The sequence below is a fragment of the Meridianimaribacter flavus genome (assembly GCF_004366715.1).
Lineage (GTDB): Bacteria > Bacteroidota > Bacteroidia > Flavobacteriales > Flavobacteriaceae > Gaetbulibacter_B > Gaetbulibacter_B jejuensis.
Genome location: NZ_SOQZ01000007.1, coordinates 129255 through 146786, shown reverse-complemented (window position 1 = coordinate 146786; position 17532 = coordinate 129255). Strand labels below are relative to the sequence as shown.

Here is a 17532-nt window from a genome sequence, read left to right as displayed (position 1 = left end):
TTGCTACATAGCCTCACCACTTCCGGTGTTCAATTTAGTAGTTAACTATAGAGCCATAGCAACAGAGCCATCAGATATGGTAGTTTGCGATGACGCTTCCAATGATGGCGTAGCTCAGTTTGATTTAACCACACAAGACGCTACTATATTAGGTGGTCAAGACCCATTGGTTTATACAGTAACCTATTACGAGACCCAAGCAGATGCAGAAGCACCAATGAATGCTATAGCAAACCCAGCAACCTATACCAATACAGGTAACCCACAGACGATACATGTAAGAGTAGAAGATGCTACCACACCAGACTGTTATGGATACACAAGCTTTGAGCTTATCGTTAACCCATTACCAGAAGTATTAGTGCCAACACCATTAGAAGTTTGTGATGACGATGCCGATGGTTTTGCAGCATTTACACTAACAGATAAGAATGCAGAGATACTTAACGGACAAACAGGTGTTAACGTCACTTACTATGAAACCCAAGCCGATGCAGACAATGCTACCAATGAGATTTTCTCACCATACACTAACATTGTCATCAACACGCAAACGGTATATGTACGTTTAGAAGATGCAACAACAGGATGCTATAATACTACGACATTAGAGCTAGTGGTTAACCCACTACCAGTAGCAGTAGCACCAACACCATTGGAAGTCTGCGATGATGATAACGATGGTTTTGCAAGCTTTACCTTAACATTAAAAGACGCAGAAGTATTAGGTGGTCAAACTGGAATGACAGTGACCTACCATGAGACCCAGTCTGATGCAGACAATGGTGTCAATGACCTATCAAGTCCATACAATAATATTGTACCAAACACCCAAACCGTTTATGTGCGTTTGGAAGATGACGCTTCAGGCTGCCATGACACAGTAGAGCTTACCCTATTGGTAAACCCATTACCAACCATAGGTGCGATAACACCATACGAGTTGTGTGACTATAACAACCCAGGCGACGAGCAAGAAACATTTGACCTTACGACCAAAGATGCAGAAATCATCAATGGACAGGTTAATGTAGCGGTAAGCTATTACGAAACACAGGCAGATGCCGAAGCAGGAATCAATGCGATAACCGTACCATATATTAATCAAACCAATCCACAAACCCTATATGTGGCACTTACCAATACAATTACAAACTGTGCTTCAGTAAGTAGTTTTGAGTTGGTGGTCAACCCACTTCCAGCATTAGTAGTTCCTACACCATTGGAAGTTTGTGATGATAATGTACCAGACGGCATAACAGACATTGATCTTACTCTAAAGAATATAGAGATCAGTGGTAACAACCCGAACTACTCGGTAACGTATTACCCAACACAGTTAGATGCAGACAATGCTACTAACCCATTACCAATACCATACACAGGGTTTGATGGAGAAGTAGTGTATGTACGTGTTCAGGATATCAACACAGGATGTTATGCTACTACAACCTTAACGTTGGTAGTGGAACAAGCACCAGTAGCTAATGTGCCAACACCATTGGAGTACTGTGATCCTGATAGTGATGGTTTTGGAGTGTTTACCCTTACCGATGCAGATAATGAAATAACAGGAGGCGTTCCAGGACTTACAGTAACTTATCATGAGACTATGGCAGATGCCAATAATAATGTAAACCCATTAGCAAGCCCATACAATAACATTGTGGTAAACACGCAAACTGTTTACGCTAGAGTAGAAAGCGCTACCATAGCTACCGATTGTGCTACGATAGTAGATTTAGTATTGATAGTAAATCCAACCCCACAATTAGGAGCAGGACCAACACCATTACAAGTCTGTGACGATGCCTCAGCCGATGGATTTGCACAGTTTGACCTTACTACCAAGGATGCAGAAGTACTTCAAAACCTAGCAGACCCAACACAGTATACAGTCACTTATCATGAAACAGAAGCTAATGCTGAAGCAGGAACAAACCCAATACTGAACCCAGCAGCCTATACAAACACAACAGCCTTCAACCAGACCCTATGGGTACGAGTAGAAGACAATAACAACGGATGTTATAAGCTTACAACATTAGAGCTTATCGTTAATGCATTACCAGTATTGGTACAACCATCACCATTGGAGTTATGTGATTATAACAACCCAGGCGATGAGCAAGAAGCCTTTACATTAGAAGATGCAGCTGATGAGATTTTGAATGGTCAAACAGGAATCAGCCTGACGTATTATGAGACCCAAGCCGATGCCGATTCAGGGAACAACCCAATCACAAGTCCATATACTAATACTGTAAACCCACAGACTATTTATGTAAGAGCGACCAATGATGTTACAGGCTGTGTGAGTACGATCACTTTAGATTTACGAGTAAACCCAATACCGTCACCAGCAGTACCAACAGACTTAGAAGAATGTGATGTAGACAATGATGGCTTTGCAAGTTTTGATTTAGACAGTAGTACAGTAGAGATCATCAATGGTGAATTGGATATTGCTGTGAGCTACCATGAGACTATGGCAGATGCTGAAAACGCACAAAACCCATTAGTAAGTCCTTACAGTAATATCGTACCAGATACACAAACCGTTTATGCAAGAGCAGAGAACACAATAACAGGATGCTTTACTATAGTACCATTGGTATTAAATGTATTACCATCACCAGTAGTTCCAACAAACATAGACGATTATGTTATCTGTGATACCAATACCGATGAGATTGCGCAGTTTGATTTAACCACCAAAGCAGCAGAGATATTAGGTACCCAAGACCCAGCAGATTTTGTACTGACCTACCATTTAACACAGGCAGATGCAGACTCAGGAAACAACCCAATAGCTAACACGACTAACTATAGTAACCAAATCAATCCACAGACCATTTACATACGCTTAGTAAGTGTAGCCAATGGCTGTGTAACTACAGGAGAGTTTGAAATACGTGTGGAGCTTCCACCAACAGCAATACAACCAACACCATTAGAGTTGTGTGATGATGAAGTGGCCGATGAGATTACAGTATTTGATCTTACCGTAAAGGACAGTGAAATTACAGGAGGAGAAGCAAGCTGGAGTGTAAGCTATTATGAAACCAATGCCGATGCACAGTCAGGAACCAACGCAGTAGACGCTACAGCCTATACCAATACATCGGTTAATGGCGCACCAGCCAACCCACAAACACTATATGTAGTTGTTACCGATACCGATACAGGCTGTGTGGATTATACAACGTTAACCATTAGAGTATTACCAAACCCAACTCCAAGTACAGATCCAGATAACCTAGAGTTATGTGATGACATCAATACAGGAGATGGACAAGAGGTATTTGATCTTACCGAAAACGAAGTATACATCATCAATGGAGAAGCAGGAGTAACAGCAAGCTACCATGAAACAGAAGAAGATGCAGAAGCAGGAGCCAATGCTATAGCAGACCCAACAATGTACACTAACATCCCAACCGATTACACAGCACAAACCATTTATGTGCGCGTGACTAATGATGTAACAGGATGTTATACCATAGTAACCTTTACGATAACCGTAAACCCATTACCAGATGTAGTAGCAGTAACGGACTTTATCATATGTGAAGACAATACCGATGGCTTTGCACAGTTTGATTTAACCAGTAAAGATGCAGAAGTACTTAACGGTCAAGATCCAACCCTGTTTACAGTAAGCTATCATGCTACACAAGCAGATGCTGATGATCTAATGAACGGATTGGTAAGTCCATATACCAATGTGATCAATCCACAACCAATCTATGTAGCCATTACCAATACAGTAACAGGATGTTCGATAAGCACACAAAGCTTTAACATAGAAGTTCAGGAAGCAGCAGAAGCCAATAGTGATATGGAGCCAATTCTATATGAGCTATGTGATGACAATATGGAGATAGATGGAGACCCAACTAACGACAGTGTACAATTTGATCTATCAACATTAGATGAAGACGTACTAGATGGTCAAGACCCATTAAATTATACAGTAACGTACTATGCGAGTTTTGATGATGCAGACGCAGGAGTAAACCCATTACCTACACTTTATGAGAACATCACTAATCCACAGGTTATTTATGTAAGAGTAGACAATGATACCACACCAAACTCTATCTGTTATGATGTGACAGATCTGACCCTTCAGGTGAATCCGTTACCAGTATTTGATTTAGAAGACAGTTATATACTATGTGTGGATACTAATGGGACAGAAGTATTAGATCCTTTAGTATTAGATACAGGACTGACCACACCAGATTACAGTTTTACATGGTATCTTAACGGAACAGAAATCGCAGGCGCTACAGAAGGTAGTTATATGCCAATAGAAGGCGGAACTTATAGTGTAACTGTTGTGGACGAAGCAACATCAACAGAGACCAACTGTGAGAATACCGATGAGACTTTAGTTATAGAAAGTGCACCTCCAACCTTGGTAGCCGAAGTGACTACACAAGCTTTTTCAGAAAATCACGTTATAGAAGCAGAAGCAACAGGACCAGGAGAGTATGAATACAGTTTAGATAACGGTCCATGGCAAGACAGTGGTTTGTTTGAAGACGTTACCTCAGGAGAACATGTAGTAGTGGCAAGAGACAAGAATGGATGTGGATTGACAGCGTTGGAGATAACAGTGTTGGATTATCCAAAGTACTTTACACCAAATGGAGATGGATATCATGATACATGGAACATTATAGGATTTGCAGGTAGAGCTGACGTAAAAATTTATATCTTTGACAGGTTTGGAAAACTGTTGAAGCAGATATCTCCTTCGGGACAAGGATGGGATGGAACCTACAATGGAAACCCAATGCCATCAAGTGATTACTGGTTTGTAGTAGAGTACGACGAACCAATTGGTGGGCAGAGAAAAGAGTTTAAAGCTCACTTTACTTTGAAACGATAAACCAAAGAAGTTTATAAAAAGAAAAGGCTGAATTTTTATTCAGCCTTTTTCTTTTTTTTATGTGTTGTATTCTTTCTATAAATTGAAAGCTAAAGATAAAGTTACATTAGAGTTTTTAGAATCTAAAAGAGCTGCATTTGTAAGACCAACACTATAGAATTGATGGTTAATCTCTCTGTCAGATTGATCAAAAGCTAAATCTAATTTTATATCACCAAAATTATATCCTAAACCTAGAGAATACCCAGTAAGATCACCATAAAAAGAATCATCTTCGTATGGGCTTTCTTCAAAACGATAACCACCTCTAAAACTTATTTGCTTATATCTGTATTCTCCACCAAACCTATATGTAGATGCAGCTTTAAGTGTATTACTAATAATATCATTTTGAGCAGAAAAATAAGTGTCAGAAGTTGGCTTGAATTTAGTGTTTGAGTAATCTTTTCTAGAATAATCAAAACTAATTAAACCTTGTTCTCCAAAAACATAAGCTAAACTTCCTGTTAATTTACCAGGAGATTGTAATCTGTATCTTGGAAAAACATTAATAATAGCTGGGTTAATTACTTGAGTAATGTTTGAACCTCCATCATTTCTAACTGTAGCAAGATATTGAGTAGTTTCTTCTTCAATACTAAACCAAGTAGGAGAGTTATAGGTTAATCCTACTCTAAGTTCTTCTGTAAGCTTTGTAATTGCTCCTAATTGAAAAGAAAAACCAGTTCCTGTGGTGAATAGCGAATTTTCAAACCCAACTTCGTTAACCAAAGATCCTTCGTTTGAATTAAATTCATTCAAATAAGTGTATCGCTCATAATTGATAAAGTGAGTATTTAGGTTAAGACCTATATATAACTTGTCTTTAAACTGTGAAGCAAAGTTAAATGTAAACTTACCATTATATCCAGTCGCAAGATAACTGTAATCGTGTTCAAAACTTCCAGGAGCAATATTTGAAAAATAAGAAGTGTTATCATCAGTATCACTGTTTGGTTCAAGAATATAGGATTCATAACCTAAAAAAGCTTGTTGGTTATTAAAACCGTAAGCAGAGCCAATATCAGCATAAGCGTCAGTATAGCTTTCGCCTGCAAAGGCAGAAATTTCATCAAGCCTCAAACCTTGAGCATAAGACAAAAAGTAAGAATCTATTGAATTTGTACTTGTTCCAGTTGCAAACCAATCGTTATCATAATTAGCAACTTTATCATAAGCAATACTAAATACAAACTTTCTCCATGGTGAATTTTGATTAGTGTTATTAAAAACAAAAGCAGCTCCAGTTTGATGAAGATCAAATTTAGAGTCAGATGAAGATTGCATTTCTCCAAAATAATTAACATCGTTGTTGGTGCTTAAAATGGAAACTGAAGCAGAAGCATGACTTCTAGTAAATACAGCTGCTCCTGCAGGATTTAAACTAACGGCAGACATATCTCCACCAAGAGCTCCAAAAGCTCCGCTCATAGCTCTAAATCGCGCTGTTCCTTGAATTTCGTCTGAAGAATATCTCAACGCATCAGATATATCTTGAGCCATAACATTAGACATAGATAGTATGCCTATGAATAGTAAACTTAACTTTTTCATATCAATTTTTAATTTAATATTTTAGGGAATATTATCGTCTTCTTCCAGATGAACCTCTGCTACCACTACTACGCGATGAAGAACCAGAAGAGCTTCTTACTGAAGAACTTCTAGATGGAGTATTTACTCTAGTTCTTGTCGATGAAGAGTTAACTCTTGTTCTTGTAGAATTTGATCTAGGTCTTACAGAGTTGTTAGATCTTGTATTAACTCTAGTTCTATTTGGTGTGATAGAACTATTTCTTCTAGTTGTAGAAGAATTTACTCTAGTTCTTGTAGTAGTACTTCTAGGTCTAGTTAATGTAGAACGATTGGTTCTCCCAATACGGCTATTATTTATTACAGAATTAGAACGTCTAGAATTGTAAGCATTGTTAATTTGACCACGTCTTGAGTTTACACGATTGTATGCATACCCATTTCGGTATCCATTGTAGTAGTATGGTCGATTATAATAACCTCCATAATAGAAGCCATTGTAATATGGGTTACCCCAAAACGAATTGTAGCCATAATATCCCCAACCAGAGTTCCAAGCCCAATTGTTCCAACCCCAAGAATTCCATCCCCAAGTGTTCCATCTATTCCATGAATAAAAAGGTCTATTCCAACCCCAATAATTGTAGTAACCCCAATTATTCCATCCATAATTAGAATACACATTTATGGTAATGTTATCGCTATCTTGTCCCCAACCAGCATATCCATTGTACTCATCGGTTGTATTTTCTTCTTCAGTGTAATTGCCTTCGTAAGATTCAATATCTGTGAATATTATATTTTCCTCAGGAATGCTTTCGTATTGTTGAGATTTTTCAGCAAAATAATTTTTGTAGTAGCTGCCGCTAGCGCTTGTAGTTTCTTGATAAGTGTCTTCTTCATAAACAACTCCATCAGAATTGTATATACCATCATTGTCATAACCAACATATTGGTATGAACCACAAGAAGCTAAAACAAAAGCAAAGCTTAGTGCAACAAAAAATGGCAATTTTGATATGATGTAATTTTTAAATTGCATAACTGTATAATTTTATTGTTGAACATTACAAAAATAGTTAGTTTTGTTGAACTATTTTTTTATTTAACATACGCACAATTTTTGTGCCAAAATACTTACAATGAGCAAAAATCTCACAAGTAGAGCAGAAGATTATTCAAAATGGTATAACGAATTGGTCGTAAAGGCTGATATGGCTGAGAATTCAGCAGTTAGAGGATGCATGGTTATAAAACCATATGGATATGCAATATGGGAAAAAATGCAAGCTGAATTAGATAGAATGTTTAAAGAAACAGGTCATCAAAACGCATATTTTCCACTATTTGTACCTAAAAGTTTATTTGAAGCTGAAGAAAAGAATGCCGAAGGGTTTGCAAAAGAATGTGCTGTTGTAACACATTATAGATTACAAAATGACCCTGATAATGAAGGAAAATTAAGGGTCGATCCAGAAGCGAGATTAGAAGAAGAATTAGTTGTGCGTCCAACTAGTGAAGCAATTATATGGAACACCTATAAAGGTTGGATTCAAAGCTATAGAGACTTACCTATACTTATTAACCAATGGGCAAATGTTGTTCGTTGGGAAATGCGTACACGTTTGTTTTTGCGTACTGCAGAATTTTTGTGGCAAGAAGGACATACAGCTCACGCAACAGAAGCAGAAGCATTAGCTGAAGCCGAACAAATGAACAATGTGTATGCTGAATTTGCTGAAAACTTTATGGCTATTCCAGTTATTAAAGGATTAAAGACCGAAAGCGAACGTTTTGCAGGAGCTGTAGAAACTTATTGTATTGAAGCTTTAATGCAAGATGGTAAGGCTTTACAAGCAGGAACATCGCACTTTCTTGGACAAAATTTTGCAAAAGCATTTGATGTAAAGTTTACAAATAATGAAGGAAAGCTAGACTATGTTTGGGCTACTTCTTGGGGAGTGTCTACACGTTTAATGGGAGCTTTAATAATGACACATAGTGATGATAAAGGTTTGGTTTTACCTCCTAATTTAGCACCAACACAAGTGGTTATTGTTCCTATATATAAAAATGATGAGCAGTTAAAACAGATTTCTGATCTAGCAAATACTATAAAAAACGATTTAAAAGCTTTAGGAGTAAGCTGCAAGTTTGATGGAAGAGAAACACACAGACCAGGAGCAAAATTTGCTCAGCATGAATTACAAGGTGTTCCTTTGCGAATTGCTATAGGGCCTAAAGATTTAGAAAATGGAACTGTTGAATTAGCTAGAAGAGACACTTTAACAAAAGAAATTGTAAACCTTGATGGTTTGCCTACTTTAATCTCAAAATTACTAGTTACCATACAAGAAGAATTATTTAATAAAGCCTTAAATTTTAGAAATAATCATATCACAAAAGTTGAGACGTTTGATGAGTTTAAAGACGTTTTAGAGAATAAAACAGGTTTTATATCAGCGCATTGGGATGGAACTCCTGAAACAGAGCAAAAAATTAAGGAGTTAACAAAAGCAACAATTAGATGTATTCCTCAAGATGGAGAAGAGGAGGCTGGAGTGTGCGTATTTACTGGTAATCCATCAAAAAGAAGAGTTCTATTTGCAAAGGCATATTAATTTTTTTTGAAAAAAAATTGATTAGCTATTGCAACATTTAAAAATAGTTGTATTTTTGCATCCGCAATGAGGAAATTGCATGTTCATTTAAAGATTGTTGCATATTTAAATTTTATAATTAAATTTGTGCTTTCAAAATTTAATGGCCCGTTCGTCTATCGGCTAGGACGCCAGGTTTTCATCCTGGTAAGAGGGGTTCGATTCCCCTACGGGCTACAATTTTTTAATAAGGAAAAAGTAAAATGGCAAATCATAAGTCAGCATTAAAAAGAATAAGAAGTAACGAAGCAAAGCGTTTAACTAACAGGTATCAGCATAAAACTACACGTAATGCTATTAAGAAATTACGTGAAATGGAAACAGCTAAAGATGCTCAGGATTTTTATCCTACAGTAGTTTCTATGATTGATAAGTTAGCTAAGAAAAATGTTATTCATGCTAACAAAGCAGCTAACTTAAAATCAGGTTTAGCTAAGCATGTAGCTTCTCTATAAGAGAATTACTTTTAAAAGATATTTAAAAAGCCTTTTCATTGAAAAGGCTTTTTTTATTGATTAAGTTTACAGTTACTATAAAGCAAATAAAAAACCCATGGAAACTCCATGGGTTTTTTTATATTTTATTATTAGGTTCTTTATTTATTAACCATTCATAGAGATTAAAAACTCTTCATTGTTTTTGGTTTGTTTAAAACGTTCGTTAATAAACTCCATAGCTTCAACAGGATTCATGTCTGCTAGGTATTTTCGCATTACCCACATTCTTTGTATGGTATTGTCGTCCAGTAATAAGTCGTCACGACGTGTACTTGAAGATGTAAGATCAATAGCAGGGAAAATTCTACGGTTAGATATTTTTCTATCTAATTGTAGTTCCATGTTTCCTGTACCTTTAAACTCTTCAAAAATTACTTCATCCATTTTTGAACCAGTTTCGGTAAGTGCTGTAGCTATAATTGTTAATGAACCTCCATTTTCAATATTTCTAGCAGCTCCAAAGAATCTTTTTGGTCTATGTAATGCATTAGCATCAACACCACCACTTAATATTTTACCTGATGCAGGTTGAACAGTGTTGTATGCTCTTGCCAAACGAGTAATTGAATCTAAAAGGATTACAACATCGTGTCCACACTCGACTAATCGTTTAGCTTTTTCAAGGACTATGTTAGCGATTTTTACATGCTCGTGAGCTTCTTTATCAAAAGTTGAAGCAATAACTTCGCCACGAACATTACGTTGCATGTCTGTTACTTCTTCAGGACGCTCATCGATTAGTAAAATCATTTGATATACTTCAGGATGATTTGCAGCGATAGCATTTGCAACATCTTTAAGAAGCATAGTTTTACCAGTTTTAGGTTGTGAAACAATCATACCACGTTGTCCTTTTCCAATAGGAGAGAACAAATCCATAATTCTGGTTGAAATAGTACTTTGTTTTTCAGCGATATTAAATTTTTCCTGAGGGAATAAAGGTGTTAAGTGTTCAAAAGATACTCTGTCTCTTACAACTTCAGGTTTTTGACCATTTATTTTACTCACTTTAATAAGAGGGAAATATTTTTCACCTTCTTTAGGAGGTCTTACATGACCTAAAACTGTATCTCCAGTTTTTAATCCAAATAATCTAATTTGAGATTGCGATACATAAATATCATCAGGAGATGATAAATAGTTGTAGTCAGAAGAGCGTAAAAACCCATATCCATCTTGCATGATGTCAAGTACACCTTCACTTTGTATTATAGCATCAAACTCAAAATCTGGTTCTCTATAACGGTTACGGTTGTCTTTATTACCGTTATTTCCATTATTGTTATTGGAATTGTTATTTTGGTTATTGTCTTTAGAGCGCTGTTGCTTATTGTTGGTGTTGTCTTTTTGAGACTGTCTTTTATTGTCTTTCGCAGTAGGTTTTTGGTTGTCTTTACTGTTATTGTTATTGCTGTTCTCTTTTTTAGACTCAGAAAACTCTATTTTTTGCTGCTCCTTAGACTGTTGATCGGCAGGTTTTTTTTGAATTCTCTGCCTTGGTTGTCTAGGTTTTCTTTCGGTAGTTTTTTTGCTTTTACTGCTCTCGTTAGATGCTGGAGCCTCATTTTTAAGAGCATCAGGGTTTGCAGCCTGATAATCTAGTATTTGATATACTAAATCCAATTTTTTTAATGAACGGTATTTAGGAACGTTCAGTTTTTGAGCTATTTCCTGTAACTCAGAAAGCTTTTTTTCTTTTAATTGCGAAATTTCAAACATGTATGTTTATTGAATAATTTTTATTGAATAGATTTAATCTGAATATTCTCTATTTTGAAATAAAAGGGAAAAACTAGAAAAAAATCTTGAAGATTAATAACCTGAAACTGTTGTGCGTAACAAATTACTACTGCAATAATACAATTTTATTTTAAAAACAAGTATATGTTTTAAAAAGAAACTACTAATTTTGTGCTTTAAATTTTAAAAAAGTAGATGCTTCAACGTATTCAAACTGTTTATTTATTAATTTCTGCTGGTATCTCAGCTGGTCTAATATTTGTGTTTCATTTATGGACTAATGCTTCGGATGTGCAGGTTTTTGTAAAAGACAACAATCTTTATTTAGGTTTGTTTTTGGCTTCAGCTTTTTTATCTTTGGTTTCAATATTTAGATATAAAAATAGGAAGTCGCAATTTGTTTTGGGACGACTTAACATCATATTAAACTTTATTTTATTAGGATTATTTGTATATCAATCGCTAAACTTATCTGGAGAAGCTGATGTTTCTGAGAAAGGTATTGGGATTCTTCTACCTATTTTTTCTATCGTATTTTTGGTTTTAGCCAATAAAGCCATCAAAAAGGATGAAGATCTTGTAAAATCTGTGGATAGATTACGATAAACCTTATATCTTAATTAATTTAGTGCGTAAGCCCAAGGTGAAGATCTTGGGCTTTTTTTATCGCTTTAACTCAATAACTTCAAGGTTATCAATTTTTTCTCCATCAATAGTAAAACGAAGCATTGTTCGTACTTTATGAAAACCGTGTTTGCCAACTGCACCAGGATTCATATGCAATATATTGAGTTTTTTATCAGGCATTACTTTTAAAATATGTGAATGTCCACAAATAAATAGTTTAGGCGGATTGTTGTAAATTTCAGGTTTTACCCGTGGATTATATCTGCTAGGATAACCACCAATATGAGTTATCCATACATCAACATCCTCACACATAAACCTATTATGCTCAGGAAATTCAACTCTAGCTTTAGCGTCATCAATATTACCATATACAGCTCGTAAAGGTTTAAGTGCTTTAATGGCATCAGTAACACTTGAGTCACCAATATCACCAGCATGCCAAACCTCGTCGGCTTGTTTTACATATTTTAAAATGGTATCGTCAATGTGACTATGTGTGTCTGAAAGTAGAAGAATTTTCTTCATATAATGTTAATGTAAAATGTTAACTCAGAAAACTAATTATCTTTGTCATTTACAAAAGTAGAAGTTTCCATTGAGATATTTTATCGAATTGTCATATAACGGAAAAGCATATCATGGTTGGCAAAATCAGCCTAATGCTATTTCTGTACAAGAAGTTATAGAGAAAGCACTTTCAACGTTATTACAGCAAAAAACAGATATTGTTGGAGCAGGAAGAACTGATGCAGGCGTGCATGCATCGCAAATGTATGCCCATTTTGATTCTGAAATAGAATTGAATACTCAGAATTTAATCTATAAGCTAAACTCATTTTTACCTAAAGATGTGGCAATACACAACATGTTTTTGGTGACTAACGATGCTCATGCGCGTTTTGATGCTACTGAGAGAACATATCATTACAAGGTTTCCAATCGTAAAAATGTGTTTACTTTTGATTATGCTTACTTGTTACAACTTCCGTTGGATGTAGAAAAAATGAATACAGCCTGCGATGTCTTATTGCAGTATAAAGATTTTCAATGTTTTTCTAAAACAAATACAGATGTAAAGACGTATAATTGCATTATAAAGCATGCACAATGGATTAATGATAAAGGAGAGTTAACCTTTGTAATTACTGCTGACCGTTTTCTTAGAAATATGGTAAGAGCCATAGTTGGTACAATGGTGAATATTGGATTAGGTAAAACTACCGTTGAGGAATTGCATGATATTATAAAATCAAAAAATAGGAGTGAAGCAGGTTTTTCGGTTCCTGCTCATGGACTGTATTTAACCGAAGTAAAGTATCCTGATACGATAAAGAAATAAAAACTATATATGTCTAAAAAAGGAGCAGACGTTTTTGATATAAAACTTTTTAAACGATTACTAAAGTTTGTAAAACCTTACAAACTTGTGTTTTTTGGTACCTTAATTTTTGTTATTGGACTGTCTGTTTTTGGAGTTTTTAGACCTAAAGTGCTTCAATTAGCTATTGATACAAAAATTGCTTTGCAAGAGTATGATGGCTTTTTGTTTTACATCATTATCATGATTGCGCTTTTAGTTTTAGAAGTTATTTCTCAACTCCTTTTTATTTATTATGCAAGTTGGCTAGGGCAATCAGTAGTTAAGGATATACGAGTAAAGTTGTTTAAACACATGTTGAGTTTTAAAATGAAATATTTTGATAACTCTTCAGTAGGTGTTTTGATTACCAGAGCAGTTACCGATATGGAGCGTATTGCTGATATTTTTGGTGAAGGCTTGTTTATGATTTTTAGCGATGTGTTGAAAATGTTAGCTGTAGCTATTATGATGTTTTCAATGAATTGGAAATTGAGCCTTATTGTATTTACTACATTACCAATTGTATTGTTTGCTACCAAGATTTTTCAGAAGTATATGAAATTAGCGTTTCAGGATGTAAGAACGGAAGTGTCTAACCTAAATAGTTTTGTTCAAGAACGGGTTACTGGTATGAAAATACTTCAGCTGTTTACGAGAGAAGATACAGAATATAAAAAGTTTATGGCAATTAATGAACGTCATAAAAAAGGTTGGTTAAAAACCGTATGGTATAACTCTATTTTCTTTCCTATTGCAGAATTTTTATCATCAATAACCTTAGGGCTCGTTGTTTGGTATGGAGGACTCAATGTAATTATGGATAGCACAGCATCTCTTGGTGAGCTTACTGCTTTTATCATGATGATTCCTATGTTGTTTAGACCGCTTAACCAAATTGCTAATAAGTTCAATACGCTACAAATGGGAATGGTAGCCGCTGATAGAGTATTTAAGGTATTGGATACTACATCTCAAATTGATGATAGTGGAAATGTGGTAGCAACACAATTTAAAGGAGACATAGCTTTTAAAGACGTGCATTTTTCTTATATAGAAAATGAAGAAGTTCTTAAAGGTATATCTTTTAATGTAGAAGCTGGACAAACCATAGCTATTGTTGGTGCTACAGGAGCTGGAAAGTCTACAATTATTAATTTGTTAAATAGGTTTTACGATATTCAAAAAGGTGAAATTTGTATTGATGGTGTCAATATAAAAAATATGACTTTGCAATCGTTACGCGCACAAATAGCAGTGGTATTGCAAGATGTGTTTTTGTTTGCTGATACGATATTAAATAATATTACACTTAATAGCGATATCGTTACCGAAGCTGAAGTACAACAAGCTGCAAAAGATATTGGGATTCATGATTTTATAATGAGTTTGCCTAATGGTTATCATTATAATGTTAAAGAAAGAGGTGTGATGCTATCTTCAGGTCAACGTCAGTTAATCTCATTTTTAAGAGCTTATGTTACTAATCCAAGTATTTTGGTGTTAGATGAAGCGACCTCTTCGGTAGATTCTTATTCTGAGCAATTAATACAAGATGCAACCGATAAAATTACTAAAGGTAGAACATCAATAGTTATTGCTCATAGGTTAGCAACCATTAAAAAAGCAGACAAAATCATTGTGATGGATGCTGGTAAAATTGTTGAAGAAGGTACACATAAAACGCTTCTTAAAAAAGAAAATGGATATTACAAAAACCTATACGAAGTGCAGTTTATGAAAGAAGAACTGGCTTAAGCACCTTGAGCAGCTTTTTGGGTTTCAATCATTTGTTGAAAATCACCATTTAAATACATTATAACAAACATTCCAATACTAAGGGCAATAAAGAAAAGTATTAAAATAAAAATAAATAGTAAGCCTCTTAGTAGTAAATGTTTTAAACTTAGTCTATAAATTCTTTGTAAGCAATACGCTGAATATAATATCATTAACGGAAGCAAAAACAAGCTAATTACACCATAAGTTATACCAAAAAAAGCGCCTATAATTACTATTGCTGCAGAAACAACAGATATTTGTGCTTGTATGTACATAAACACAACAACCATTTCGGTGTAGTTGAATTTTTTTAGTCCAATAAAAGTCAGTTTTGCAATTAACGCATAGATAGGTACATATAGCATCATAACAATAGATTGATACTCTTGTAAAAAACTCATGTTGCGTTGTTGCATTTCTTCTTGACCTTTTGGTGTTATTGCAGAAAAATCCATGATTTCAGGAAAAAACTTATTTAAAGCTAAAACGTAAAGACCACTAAGGGTTAATGCGACACCAAAAAAACTAATAGGGTTTACATAACGTTTTCTAACACCTTCAATATAACTTACAATAACAGCTTCGGGTTTTTTAAATAAGTCGATAATAGTACGTAGTAGCTTGTTGTCGTAATTAAAGAATGTTTCGCTAATGTGTTCAAATAAATTCTTAAAATTAAGTCTGTTTCTTATTACTTTTCCGCCACAAGCATTGCAATAATCGCTGTTTTCAGATAAAGTAATATTACAGTTTTTACAATTCATACTTATGCGCCTTTTACTTTATTAGCTGCATCAATTCCTTCTTTTATACCATTGATTATTATAGGAGATAATAGGATTAAAGAAATGATAGCGTATATAAAAAACATAACTAGCATATTGGCTAAAGTTTGCCAAAAAGCAGCTCCAATAACTCGTTTAAATATATAGATGTAATAGATAACTGAGAGAAAAGAAATTAAAGAGCTAACTAAGTAATAATTAGCTCCAGCACATAAAAAAATGATGTTAAGCAATGCTGTAACAATAATAACTTGTGACGAATAATAAAGGTTAATAACTATATGCTCGGTGAAATTAAACTGTCTGTAGTTGGTAAGGTAATGAGCAGCCCAAGTTGCAAGTGCTGAAACAGGAACGGTTATAATGTAAATTAAGTTTTGATAATTAGAGACATTTTGCTGAATATTAACTTGGTCTTTTATAAATTCAGATGAGCTAGTTGTTTCACTGTCAAAATTACTTAAAAAGGAGAAGTCGTTAAAAAGCACATCTTTAAAAAAGGTGTTTAGTAAAAATACTTGAATACCAATAAGTGTAAGCGAAATGGCAAAATACTGTATAACGTTAATATACTTTTTTCTAGTGCCATTAATATAATTTACAATAACAGCTTCGGGTTTTTTAAAAAGCAAAATGAATGTTTGTAAAAGCTTATTGTCATATTGAAAAAGGTGCTCTTTTACTTCAGAAAAAATGTTAGCAAGAGTTAAGCGGTTTCTAATAACTTTAGCTCCACATTCAAAGCAATAATTTTGCTCTACTGCAAGGTTAGTATTACAGTTTTTGCAATTCATTTTATACCATATCTTTTTTAATCATTTCAGTGAGATTAGCAGTGTCATTATACATCACAAACTCACCATTTTTAATATATGAAATTTGTCCAGTTTCTTCACTAACAACAATCGCTAAGGCATCAGTTTTTTCGGTAATTCCAATAGCTGCTCTATGTCTTAAACCAAAACGTTGCGGAATATTTTTCTCGTTATTTACAGGTAAAATAACACGAGTTGCTTTTACCACATTGTTTTCAATAATTATAGCTCCATCGTGCAGCGGACTGTTTTTAAAGAATATACTTTCAATAATGGCTTGAGTAACCGAAATATTCATATTGTCTCCAGTTCCTGTTAAAAAATCAAGATTATTATTGCGTTCTAAAACAATTAAAGCTCCAGTTTGAGTCGTTCCCATTTTGTTGCATGCAGCAATAATGGCGTCAATATCTGTTTCAGTTTCAACTTCGGTTTTTAAGAATCGTATTTTACTAAAGAATTTTCGCTTACCACCTAAATTCGTAGATCCAACCATAAGCAGAAATTTCCGTATTTCGGGTTGAAATACTACTATTAAGGCTATAATTCCTACTTTCATAAACCCATCAAAAATATTATGAAGCATATTCATGTTGAGTAAATCGGTAAGTTTCCAAACGGAGTAAATTACTATAATTCCTATAAAAATATTTATGGCAACAGTACCTTTTACTAGCTTATATACATAGTAGAGTAAAATAGCGACGAGAAACACGTCGATAAAGTCTATAAGCGTAAAATCCCAAAATTTGAATTTATCCAAGGTTAAGGTGTTTGTGTAAATGTAACAAAAT

The 17532-nt window shown here is 34.6% G+C and carries 13 protein-coding genes and 1 tRNA gene; 7 read left to right on the top strand and 7 right to left on the bottom strand.

Annotated features, from left to right (window positions below; all coding sequences use genetic code 11):
* Positions 1 to 25: 25 nt before the first annotated feature.
* Positions 26 to 4900 (top strand): T9SS type B sorting domain-containing protein, encoded by a 4875-nt coding sequence (locus tag A8975_RS13645; protein WP_243832992.1) that lies wholly within the window; start codon positions 26 to 28, stop codon positions 4898 to 4900.
* Between the two features lie 75 nt (positions 4901 to 4975).
* Here the strand turns inward: A8975_RS13645 and A8975_RS13640 are convergent, their stop codons facing one another.
* Together A8975_RS13640 and A8975_RS13635 are read right to left on the bottom strand one after the other, a co-directional pair.
* Entirely contained in the window at positions 4976 to 6493 is a 1518-nt protein-coding gene (locus A8975_RS13640) for an OmpP1/FadL family transporter (protein ID WP_134201201.1), read from the bottom strand.
* A gap of 31 nt (positions 6494 to 6524) precedes the next feature.
* Positions 6525 to 7514, bottom strand: a complete 990-nt coding sequence (locus A8975_RS13635; RefSeq protein ID WP_134201199.1) for a hypothetical protein — start codon at positions 7512 to 7514, stop codon at positions 6525 to 6527.
* Between the two features lie 100 nt (positions 7515 to 7614).
* Here A8975_RS13635 and proS point away from each other — a divergent pair, with 100 nt between their 5' ends.
* From proS to rpsT, 3 genes are all read left to right on the top strand, one after another.
* Positions 7615 to 9093 carry a proline--tRNA ligase gene (gene proS, locus A8975_RS13630; RefSeq protein WP_131507987.1) on the top strand — a complete coding sequence of 493 codons (1479 nt, stop codon included), beginning with the start codon at positions 7615 to 7617 and terminating at the stop codon, positions 9091 to 9093.
* A gap of 144 nt (positions 9094 to 9237) precedes the next feature.
* Positions 9238 to 9309: transfer RNA gene (locus A8975_RS13625), tRNA-Glu, on the top strand.
* Between the two features lie 26 nt (positions 9310 to 9335).
* Positions 9336 to 9587, top strand: a complete 252-nt coding sequence (gene rpsT / locus A8975_RS13620; RefSeq protein WP_129761520.1) for a 30S ribosomal protein S20 — start codon at positions 9336 to 9338, stop codon at positions 9585 to 9587.
* Between the two features lie 147 nt (positions 9588 to 9734).
* On the opposite strand, the gene rho is transcribed toward rpsT, so the two are convergent.
* Positions 9735 to 11348 carry a transcription termination factor Rho gene (gene rho, locus A8975_RS13615; protein WP_134201197.1) on the bottom strand — a complete coding sequence of 538 codons (1614 nt, stop codon included), beginning with the start codon at positions 11346 to 11348 and terminating at the stop codon, positions 9735 to 9737.
* A 216-nt stretch (positions 11349 to 11564) separates the two neighbouring features.
* Between rho and A8975_RS13610 the strand changes: the two genes are divergently transcribed.
* Positions 11565 to 11975: a DUF4293 domain-containing protein gene (locus A8975_RS13610; protein WP_131507983.1), complete on the top strand. Its 411-nt coding sequence runs from the start codon at positions 11565 to 11567 to the stop codon at positions 11973 to 11975.
* Positions 11976 to 12032: 57 nt separating this feature from the next.
* On the opposite strand, the gene A8975_RS13605 is transcribed toward A8975_RS13610, so the two are convergent.
* Positions 12033 to 12524 carry a metallophosphoesterase family protein gene (locus tag A8975_RS13605; RefSeq protein WP_134201195.1) on the bottom strand — a complete coding sequence of 164 codons (492 nt, stop codon included), beginning with the start codon at positions 12522 to 12524 and terminating at the stop codon, positions 12033 to 12035.
* Positions 12525 to 12594: 70 nt separating this feature from the next.
* Here A8975_RS13605 and truA point away from each other — a divergent pair, with 70 nt between their 5' ends.
* Positions 12595 to 13338 carry a tRNA pseudouridine(38-40) synthase TruA gene (gene truA, locus A8975_RS13600; protein WP_134201194.1) on the top strand — a complete coding sequence of 248 codons (744 nt, stop codon included), beginning with the start codon at positions 12595 to 12597 and terminating at the stop codon, positions 13336 to 13338.
* A gap of 9 nt (positions 13339 to 13347) precedes the next feature.
* Positions 13348 to 15114 (top strand): ABC transporter ATP-binding protein, encoded by a 1767-nt coding sequence (locus A8975_RS13595; protein ID WP_134201192.1) that lies wholly within the window; start codon positions 13348 to 13350, stop codon positions 15112 to 15114.
* On the opposite strand, the gene A8975_RS13590 is transcribed toward A8975_RS13595, so the two are convergent.
* From A8975_RS13590 to cdaA, 3 genes are read right to left on the bottom strand one after another with little or no spacing between them, the layout of a single operon-like run.
* A complete protein-coding gene (locus tag A8975_RS13590; protein ID WP_134201190.1) occupies positions 15111 to 15902 on the bottom strand; it encodes a DUF3667 domain-containing protein in 792 nt (263 codons plus the stop codon). The genes A8975_RS13595 and A8975_RS13590 overlap by 4 nt on opposite strands.
* Positions 15903 to 15904: 2 nt before the next feature.
* Positions 15905 to 16717, bottom strand: a complete 813-nt coding sequence (locus A8975_RS13585; RefSeq protein ID WP_134201188.1) for a DUF3667 domain-containing protein — start codon at positions 16715 to 16717, stop codon at positions 15905 to 15907.
* A 1-nt stretch (position 16718) separates the two neighbouring features.
* Positions 16719 to 17501 carry a diadenylate cyclase CdaA gene (cdaA, locus tag A8975_RS13580; RefSeq protein ID WP_131507971.1) on the bottom strand — a complete coding sequence of 261 codons (783 nt, stop codon included), beginning with the start codon at positions 17499 to 17501 and terminating at the stop codon, positions 16719 to 16721.
* Positions 17502 to 17532 lie beyond the last annotated feature (31 nt).